8 protein-coding genes are annotated in these 9,634 nt (G+C 52.8%); 6 read left to right on the plus strand and 2 right to left on the minus strand.

What is annotated here, in order from left to right:
* The 6 genes from metG to sanA form a co-directional block, all read left to right on the plus strand.
* On the plus strand, positions 1-1,127 hold a 1,127-nt coding region (metG, locus tag RT340_RS19320), incomplete at its 5' end, for a methionine--tRNA ligase subunit beta (protein ID WP_313377521.1).
* A gap of 57 nt (positions 1,128-1,184) precedes the next feature.
* Positions 1,185-1,559: a CidA/LrgA family protein gene (locus RT340_RS19325; RefSeq protein WP_097116619.1), complete on the plus strand. Its 375-nt coding sequence runs from the start codon at positions 1,185-1,187 to the stop codon at positions 1,557-1,559.
* Positions 1,552-2,244 (plus strand): CidB/LrgB family autolysis modulator, encoded by a 693-nt coding sequence (locus RT340_RS19330; protein WP_097116618.1) that lies wholly within the window; start codon positions 1,552-1,554, stop codon positions 2,242-2,244. The genes RT340_RS19325 and RT340_RS19330 overlap by 8 nt, the downstream gene beginning before the upstream one ends.
* 124 nt (positions 2,245-2,368) lie before the next feature.
* Positions 2,369-3,265 (plus strand): cytidine deaminase, encoded by an 897-nt coding sequence (cdd, locus tag RT340_RS19335; protein ID WP_211728231.1) that lies wholly within the window; start codon positions 2,369-2,371, stop codon positions 3,263-3,265.
* Between the two features lie 160 nt (positions 3,266-3,425).
* Positions 3,426-5,123 (plus strand): NAD-dependent malic enzyme, encoded by a 1,698-nt coding sequence (locus RT340_RS19340; RefSeq protein ID WP_313377522.1) that lies wholly within the window; start codon positions 3,426-3,428, stop codon positions 5,121-5,123.
* Between the two features lie 136 nt (positions 5,124-5,259).
* A complete protein-coding gene (gene sanA / locus RT340_RS19345) occupies positions 5,260-5,979 on the plus strand; it encodes an outer membrane permeability protein SanA (protein ID WP_034824903.1) in 720 nt (239 codons plus the stop codon).
* 947 nt (positions 5,980-6,926) lie between these two features.
* On the opposite strand, the gene mglC is transcribed toward sanA, so the two are convergent.
* Together mglC and mglA are read right to left on the minus strand one after the other, a co-directional pair.
* Positions 6,927-7,937: a galactose/methyl galactoside ABC transporter permease MglC gene (mglC, locus tag RT340_RS19350; protein WP_034824905.1), complete on the minus strand. Its 1,011-nt coding sequence runs from the start codon at positions 7,935-7,937 to the stop codon at positions 6,927-6,929.
* 18 nt (positions 7,938-7,955) lie between these two features.
* Complete coding sequence (mglA, locus tag RT340_RS19355) at positions 7,956-9,476, minus strand: galactose/methyl galactoside ABC transporter ATP-binding protein MglA (protein ID WP_034824907.1); 1,521 nt, start codon at positions 9,474-9,476, stop codon at positions 7,956-7,958.
* Positions 9,477-9,634 lie beyond the last annotated feature (158 nt).

The following is a 9,634-nucleotide window of genomic DNA, read 5'->3' on the forward strand; positions in this document are numbered from 1 at the left end:
TGTTCTGGCCAGCAATGCTGGAAGGCAGCAACTTCCGCAAGCCGACCAACCTGTTTGTGCACGGTTATGTGACGGTGAACGGCGCGAAGATGTCCAAATCACGCGGCACCTTCATTAAGGCCAGCACCTGGCTGCAGCATCTGGATGCGGACAGCCTGCGTTATTACTACGCAGCGAAACTCTCTTCACGCATCGATGACATCGACCTGAACCTGGAAGATTTCGTGCAGCGCGTGAATGCCGATATCGTCAACAAGGTGGTGAACCTCGCGTCCCGTAATGCTGGATTCATCACTAAGCGTTTTGGCGGCAAACTGGCGAGCGAGCTGGCCGATCCGGCGCTGTATCAGACCTTTGTCGATGCCTCAGAGAAGATTGGTGAAGCCTGGGCGAGCCGCGAGTACAACCGCGCGATTCGTGAAATCATGGCGCTGGCGGATATCGCTAACCGCTATGTGGATGAGCAGGCACCGTGGGTGGTGGCGAAACAGGAAGGCCGAGATGCTGACCTGCAAGCGATCTGCTCAATGGGTATCAACCTGTTCCGCATTCTGATGACCTGGCTGAAGCCGGTGCTACCTTCACTGAGCGCGCGTACCGAAGCCTTCCTTAATACGGAACTGAGCTGGGATGCGATTGCACAGCCGCTGCTGGATCACGATGTGGCGCCTTTCAAAGCCTTGTATGGCCGTATCGAAATGGCCAAAGTTGAAGGCCTGATTGAAGCATCTAAAGAAGATGCAGCTGCGGCGAACAAGCCAGCAGTAACCGGCCCTCTGGCGGATGCGCCGATTGGCGAAGCCATCACTATCGACGATTTCGCTAAAGTTGATATGCGTGTAGCACTGATCGAGAAAGCCGAGCTGGTTGAAGGATCTGACAAGCTGCTGCGTCTGGAACTGGATCTTGGCGGCGAGAAGCGCCAGATCTTCTCGGGCATTCGCGCGGCCTATCCGGATCCGTCAGTGCTGGTCGGCAAGATGACCATCATTGTCGCTAACCTGGCACCGCGTAAGATGCGTTTCGGCATCTCAGAAGGCATGGTGCTGTCAGCCGGTTCCGGCGGTTCAGATCTGTTTGTGTTGTCCGTTGATAGCGGTGCACAGCCTGGAATGCAGGTGAAGTAATTGAACAAGCCGCCTTCAGGGCGGCTTTTTTATCGACCCTCTGTTGTGGAGCCTGTCGTGCTAACTGCTTGCTGGCACTATTTGCGTGCCTTTGTGATTATCTATGCCGCGCTCTATGCCGGAAACGGTATTGCAGCCCTGCTGCCGTTTACCATTCCGGGCAGCATTATCGGCATGCTGCTGCTGTTTACCTTGCTGGCGCTGCAAATCCTGCCGGTCGGTTGGGTGAAACCGGGCTGTCATTTGCTGATACGTTATATGGCGCTGCTGTTTGTCCCGATCAGTGTCGGCGTGATGGGTTATACCGATATCCTGAGCGCGCAGTTTGGACCGATTGTCGTCTCCTGCGTGGTAAGTACCTTTATGGTGCTGTTAATCGTTGGCCTGAGCGCCGAACGTTTGCAGCGCCCGAAGGAGCATCCTCATGACTGACGCCTGGTGGTCACTGCCGCTCACCGTGGTGGCGTATCTGCTGGCGCGTAAGCTGGCAGCCAAAATCAATATCTCGATCATCAATCCGCTGTTGGTGGCGATGGCGATTGTGATTCCGATCCTGCTGCTCACCCATATCCCTTATACCCGCTATTTTGCCGGCAGCACCTTCCTTAATCAGCTGCTGCAACCTGCGGTGGTCGCGCTCGCATTGCCGCTGTATGAGCAGATGCATCAGATTCGCGCGCGCTGGAAAACCATCATCAGCGTCTGTTTTATTGGCAGCATCACCGCGATGGTCTCCGGCACCGCTATTGCGCTATGGATGGGAGCTACGCCAGAAATTGCCGCGACGATTATGCCGAAATCCGTCACCACGCCTATTGCCATGGCAGTATCCGGTTCGCTGCACGGTATTCCCGCCATCAGCGCCATCTGTGTGTTGATTGCCGGCGTGCTCGGCGCAGTGTTCGGCCATATGCTGCTGAATCTGTTTAAGGTGCACAGCAAGTCTTCACGCGGCCTGGCGATTGGCAACGCATCGCATGCCTTAGGCACGGCGCGCGCGGCAGAGATCGATTATCAGGAAGGAGCATTTAGCTCTTTGGCATTAGTGATTTGCGGCATTATCACATCGCTGCTGGCCCCCTTCCTTTTCCCGCTGCTGATGCACTGGTTGGGCTAAAACTTGCGAGAGATCTCGCAAAGTTGAAACAACTCAATCAGCTTACATTGTCATAGCGACACAGATCACATATAACCCCATAGGCGGCGCATCGCCGCTAACGCGTTAATGAGGTCATCACATCATGCATCCACGATTTACTGCTGCTTTCTCCGCCCTGCCCGCTGACTTGCAAACTGCGATTCATCCCTTGCTGGATGCAGCTGATTTTGACGGCGTACTGCGCCCGCAAGACGTGGCGCGCCTGAAGCAGGAAACGGGGCTGGATGATGATGCCCTGGCGCTGGCACTGCTGCCGATTGCCGCCTGCTGTGCGGTGGCACCGGTGTCTCACTTCAATGTGGGTGCGATTTCACGCGGAGTGAGTGGTCACTGGTATTTCGGTGCCAATATGGAATTCGAACATGCGCCGCTGCAGCAAACCGTGCATGCGGAGCAAAGCGCCATTACTCATGCCTGGCTGCACGGCGAAGAGAAACTGGATGCCATCACCGTCAATTACACGCCTTGCGGCCACTGCCGTCAGTTTATGAACGAGCTTAACAGCGGCACGGCTATCCGCATCAGTCTGCCAGGTCGTGCAGTGAGTACATTGGGCGATTATCTGCCGGATGCGTTTGGCCCCGCCGATCTGAATATCACGGAACGTCTGCTGACACCGATTCATCACGGCTTCGCTGCGCAAGGTGATGCCTTACAGCAAGCGGCGATTGAGGCGGCGAACAACAGTCATGCGCCCTACAGTCACAGCTACAGTGGTGTGGCCCTGCGCAGCCAGAGCGGTAACCTCTTCACCGGTCGCTATGCAGAAAACGCCGCTTTCAATCCAAGTTTGCCGCCATTGCAGGCAGCGCTGATTATGATGAACATGCGTAATGAAGCGCTGGATACGATTAAACAGGCAGTATTAGTCGAATGTGAAGGTAGTACGTTAAGCCAGCGCGATGCCACGCACGCTACGCTGGCGGCACTGGGCTGTGAAGATTTCTCACTTACTTTAGTTTCGAAAACATCAGTTTAGTGATCCTTTCATCGCTTTTGTGACTTTCTATTAACAAAAGCTGTACATCCGCAAGAATCCTCATAGGATTGGGCGCCAGAACTACTTCACAAGAAACAGGTCTGGCGTTACCTTTTCCCGGTGACACGTCAGAAAACACTGCAACCGGAGCAAAGACTGCATGGAACTCGAATACGAAAGTAAACGTCCGCTGTATATTCCTTACGCGGGTCCGATTCTGCTGGAATTTCCGCTGCTGAACAAAGGCAGCGCCTTCACCCTGGAAGAACGCAACGAATTTAACCTCAATGGCCTGTTACCCGAAGCCGTTGAAACCATCGAAGAGCAGGCCGAGCGTGCCTGGCGTCAGTTCCTGGATTTCAAAAACAATAACGACAAGCACGTCTATCTGCGCAACATTCAGGACACCAACGAAACGCTGTTCTACCGCCTGCTGGATAATCATCTGGAAGAGATGATGCCGATTATTTATACCCCAACCGTCGGCGCGGCCTGTGAACACTTCTCTGAAATTTATCGTCGTGCGCGCGGTGTGTTCATCTCTTATAACAATCGCGATCGCATTGAAGACATGCTGCAAAACGCCACTAAGCAGAACGTGAAAGTGATCGTGGTGACCGATGGCGAGCGTATTCTCGGCCTCGGCGATCTCGGCATCGGCGGTATGGGTATCCCAATCGGTAAGCTGTCGCTGTACACCGCGTGTGGCGGGATCAGCCCGGCGTATACCCTGCCCGTGGTGCTGGATGTCGGTACCAACAATCAGCAGTTGCTGAATGACCCGCTGTATATGGGCTGGCGCCATCCGCGTATCACCGGCGAAGAGTACGAAGCCTTCGTTGATGAATTTATCCAGGCAGTGAAACGCCGCTGGCCAAATGTGCTGCTGCAGTTTGAAGACTTTGCACAAAAGAACGCTATGCCGCTGCTGGAGCGTTACCGCGATGAGGTGTGCTGCTTTAACGATGACATTCAGGGCACTGCCGCCGTTACCGTTGGCACCCTGATCGCCGCCAGCCGTGCAGCGGGCAGCCGTCTGTGCGAGCAGAAAGTGGTGTTCCTCGGCGCCGGTTCCGCCGGTTGCGGTATCGCTGAGCAGATCATCGCGCAGATGAAATCTGAAGGTCTGAGCGACGACGAAGCACGTTCCCGCGTGATGATGGTCGATCGCTTTGGTCTGTTGACCGACAAACTGCCTAATTTGCTCGATTTCCAGGGCAAACTGGTGCAGAAGAGTGAAAACCTGAAGGACTGGGATGTGACCAGCGATTCTATTTCACTGCTGGATGTGGTGCGCAACGCGAAGCCAGACATTCTGATTGGCGTGTCAGGTCAGCCGGGGCTGTTCACCGAAGAGATCATCCGCGAGATGCACAAGCACACTAAGCGTCCGATCGTGATGCCGCTGTCAAACCCAACCTCACGCGTTGAAGCCACCCCAGCAGATATCATCTCCTGGACCGACGGTGAAGCGCTGGTCTCGACTGGCAGCCCATTTGCACCGGTAACCTGGAAGGGTAAATCCTACCCGATTGCCCAGTGCAACAACTCCTATATCTTCCCAGGTATTGGTTTGGGTGTGATTGCCGCCGGTGCCACCCGCATCACCGATCCGATGCTGATGACCGCCAGCCGCGCCCTGGCTGACTGCTCACCGCTGGTGAACGATGGCGAAGGCCCGGTGCTGCCAGAATTGAAACACATTCAGGGCGTTTCGAAGCTGATCGCTATGGAAGTGGGTAAAGCAGCGCAGTTGGCTGGCGTGGCCGTTGTGACCTCAGAAGACGTGCTGTCAAAAGCCGTTAACAACAACTTCTGGCTGCCGCAGTATCGTCATTATCGCCGCACGTCTATCTAAGCAGGCAGCGCAGCCGGTAAATTCAGTACCGGCTGCGCTTAAAATATCGCCAGCCAACCGGCGTAAACTTGCTTAGCGCCCCCACCTCAAGTAGCCTTTAGCCATCCTTTTTTCCGCCAACCGAGTGCTTACGCGCATGATTAAACGCGTTTTCTTTGGTCTGTTTTTCATCATCTTATTGATGGTGGCGACCGCGCTCGGCCTGGATCGCTGGATCAGCTGGAAAACTGCCCCGTTTATTTATGAAGATGTCACCTCGCTACCGCATCGTCAGGTCGGGGTGGTCTTAGGCACCGCCAAGTATTACCGCACCGGCGTGATCAATCAGTATTACCTTTATCGCATTCAAGGTGCGCTTAACGCGTATAACAGCGGCAAGGTGAATTATCTGCTGTTGAGTGGTGACAACGCGCTGCAAAGTTATAACGAACCGATGACCATGCGCCGCGATTTGATCAAAGCCGGTGTCGATCCTGCCGATATCGTGCTCGACTATGCCGGATTCCGTACGCTGGACTCGATTGTACGCACCCGCAAAGTGTTCGATACCAATGATTTCATCATCATCACACAACGCTTCCACTGTGAGCGCGCGCTGTATATCGCCCAACATCTGGGAATTCAGGCGCAGTGTTATGCGGTTCCGTCTCCGAAAAATATGCTGTCGGTGCGTTTCCGCGAGGTTGGTGCTCGTTTAGGCGCATTAGCCGATTTGTATCTGATGAAACGTGAACCTCGTTTCCTCGGCCCGCTGGTGCCGATTCCGGCGGTGCATGAAGTGCCGGAAGATGCACAGAGTTATCCGGCGGTGACGCCAGAGCAGTTGCTGGATTTGGAAGAGAAGCTGCAGAAGTAACGCTACCTGAAAATATTGCGTTGATGCCATCTGGTGTCGCTTGGTTGTTGTGGTGACGCTGTCTGGTGCTGCTTCAGTTTACTGTTATAACGCTGTCGGGTATCGCCTCAGGTTACTGTTATAACGCTGTCTGGTGTCGCTTTAGGTTACTGTTATAACGCTGTCTGGTGCCGCTTTGGGGGCTGGCGGTCCTCGCGCCGCTGACGCGGTGCCTTCACGCCGTTCGTCTGCCTTACGGAACGGCGGGATGGCACATCCATGTGCCGCCCCGCCTTCCGCCCGCATCCCTGCGGGCTATCCTGGCATCCTCACTCTGTTCAGCGCTGCGAAAAGCCTGCCCCCAAAGCGGCACCAGCCTGCTATTGAGCTTAATTGCGTGCTGTTAAAAAAGAGCACACAGCGTCAGACCATAGCCGAATAGCTGTAAGGCTGTGCTCGGATGCCGTGCATTTGGTATCAAGACAGGCACAACGATGTTGCTTCCGCTCTTTTCCACCACAAAAGCCATCTGCAAAAAGTACAATATCCGTTCAGAAAACGGGCTCGATGTTTGAAGCCATGTCCCTTCACCGCTGAAAGAAGTATTCGCAGAAGCCGCATATTTTTGAAAAAACGGGCACAACGTTTGAGGCCAAAGCACCTCTGCTGATGCAAGGGCTATCCGCAGCGCTGAGGCTTTTACGTTGGGCCAGGAGATCCACGCAGGGATGCGTGGATCAGTTCGGGGCCGGCCAGGGATGGTCGATCCCCGAACGTTCCGTCGGCACGACGTGTAAGCCGAGGGCACCGCGTCAGCGGCGCGAGGACTGCCCGGCAGCAGCAGAGGTGCTTTGAGCCCACACCGCACCCGCCCTTCGCCCTTCGCCCTTCGCAGTTTGCACAAATAAAAAAGGCCACCATTTATAAAATGGCAGCCTTTTGCAGTGATGTGTTGCTGTGTGTCAGTCTTATTTTTTACGTGCGTACTTCAGTGAATCCAGGGCTACAGCGAAGATGATAATGCCGCCCTTGATAATGTACTGCCAGTAAGGGTTCACGCCGATGTAGGTCAAACCGTAGTTGATAACGGTGAAGATGATCACACCGGTCACCACGCCCGCAACTGTACCCACACCACCCGCAAATGACACGCCGCCGACCACACAGGCCGCAATCGCATCCAGCTCATACATAAAGCCGAGGTTGTTGGTGGCACTGCCGATGCGGCCCGCTTCCAGCATCCCGCCGAAGGCGTAGAACACGCCTGACAGCGCATACACCAGAATCAGGTTCAGCGGCACGTTAACACCTGAAACACGCGCGGCTTCCGGGTTACCGCCGATGGCAAAAATGTTTTTACCGAAGCGCGTTTTGTTCCACAGAATCCAGACAAAAATAATGGCAATAAACGCGTAGAAGGTGATGAATGACAGCTTGAAATCACCGAAACGGAAGAAGCCCTGAGCAAAGGTCGAGAAGCCCGCGTCAAAACCGGCCACCGGTGATGCGCCAACAAAGTCGTAATACAGCGAGTTAATGCCGTAAACGATAATCATGGTGCCCAACGTGGTGATAAATGGCGTCACTTTCAGATAAGCGATGATCACGCCGTTCACCAGGCCAATCACACCACCGATAATGCACACGGTCAGGATAACCAGTGGAATCGGTACGGTATCCAGGTGCGGGAACACCTTATTGGCGTTATCCATGGATTGCAGCAAGGTCGCCGCAACCACCGCGGCCAGACCGACCTGGCGCCCGGCTGACAGGTCAGTACCCTGCGTCACGATCAATCCGGCCACGCCCAGTGCAATAATAATACGCACTGAAGATTGGGTCAGAATGTTACTCAGGTTCATCAAACTTAAAAACGTCGGGTCCTGGAAAATAATAATTGCCAGCAGTACCAACAGGACAACGTAAATGCCGCCCTCTTTTAACCAGGTTAGCGCATTCTTTTTAGTAGTCGCTTTCATGTTAAAGCCCTTGCTTCATTAAAGGTGTAATGACGCTAAACGCAGGATTTCATTCTGCGAGGTCGTTTTGGTCTCGACAATGCCCGCTACCAGGCCATTACTCATCACTAAAATACGATCGGTAATTCCCAGCAATTCTGGCATTTCAGAAGAGATAATAATGATGCCCTTCTCTTTCTTCGCCAACTCAGAAATTAACTGATAAATTTCGAACTTAGCACCAACGTCAATACCGCGCGTCGGTTCATCCAGCATCAGAATTTCCGGCTGAGTTAATAACCAGCGACCAATAATAACCTTCTGCTGGTTACCACCGGAAAGCGAACCAATTTGCGTATGATGACCTGGCGTTTTCACGCGCATTGAATCAATCACCCACTGGGTATCACTCTTCATGCGCTTATTATCAAGCAAGCCCATGCTGGATTTGTATTTTTTAATATTGGAAATAAGCGAGTTAAAACCAATATCCAGATAAGCATAAATCCCGGTTGAACGACGCTCTTCCGTTACCAGCGCAAAGCCGTGGTTAATCGCTTCATTGGCACTGTGGTTATTAATCGCTTTACCGTGCAGCTTAATGGTACCGCCTGACTTCTCGCGAATACCAAATAAAGTCTCAACGATGTCAGTACGTTTAGCGCCCACCAATCCGGCGATGCCTAAAATCTCACCTTTGCGCAGGTCGAAGGAAATATCGCGAATCGACGGCTGACGCAGCGAGGTTAAATGACGCACCTCAAGAATAGTTTCGCCCGGCACGTTGGTCTTATCCGGGAAACGCTGGTTCAGTGAACGACCGACCATCATGGCGATGATCTTGTCCATATCCAGCCCTTCCAGCGGCTGGGTGGCAATCCACTGTCCATCACGCAAAATCGTAATCTCATCACACAGTTGGAAAATCTCTTCCATCTTGTGTGAGATATAAACAATACCGCAGCCACGATCTTTCAGCTTACGGATAATAGTGAACAAGTGATTCACTTCTTTTTCGGTCAGCGACGATGTTGGCTCATCCATGATGACGATTTTCGCGTCATAGGAAAATGCCTTGGCAATTTCAATCATCTGCATTTGCGAAACAGACAGATTAGCCACTTTATCGCGTGGATCGATATCAATATCTAATTCGTCAAAGATCGCTTTGGTATCGCGATACATTTTATCCTGATCAACAAACACGCCTTTACGTGGATAGCGGCCAAGCCACATGTTATCCATCACGTTGCGTTGTAAAACCAGGTTTAATTCCTGATGCACCATTGAAACGCCATTCTCCAGCGCTTCTTTGGAACTTTTATAATCAATTTCTTCACCCTGAAACAGGATGCTCCCCGTATCCTTTTTATAAATACCAAACAGGCATTTTAATAATGTGGATTTTCCGGCGCCGTTTTCGCCCATTAAGGCATGGACGGAGTGCGGCCGCACTTTCAAATTCACATTATCTAAGGCTTTCACCCCTGGAAATGATTTCGAGACATTCGTCATCTCCAGCAGATATTCACGCTGTGCGGTCGGATTCTCACTGGCCATAATTTACCTGGCTAAATAAAACGTGGGTCAGATGCAATAAGGCGCGGCGTGCTGCCGCGCCCGGTACGTATTACTTCACAAACTGAAACAGGTTTTCTTTATCTACTGGTACGTAAGGAACACGTACGATTTTGTTTTCCATCTTGAATTTAGTACCG

This window comes from Pantoea sp. CTOTU50773, assembly GCF_032082325.1.
Classification (GTDB): Bacteria; Pseudomonadota; Gammaproteobacteria; order Enterobacterales; family Enterobacteriaceae; genus Pantoea; species Pantoea communis.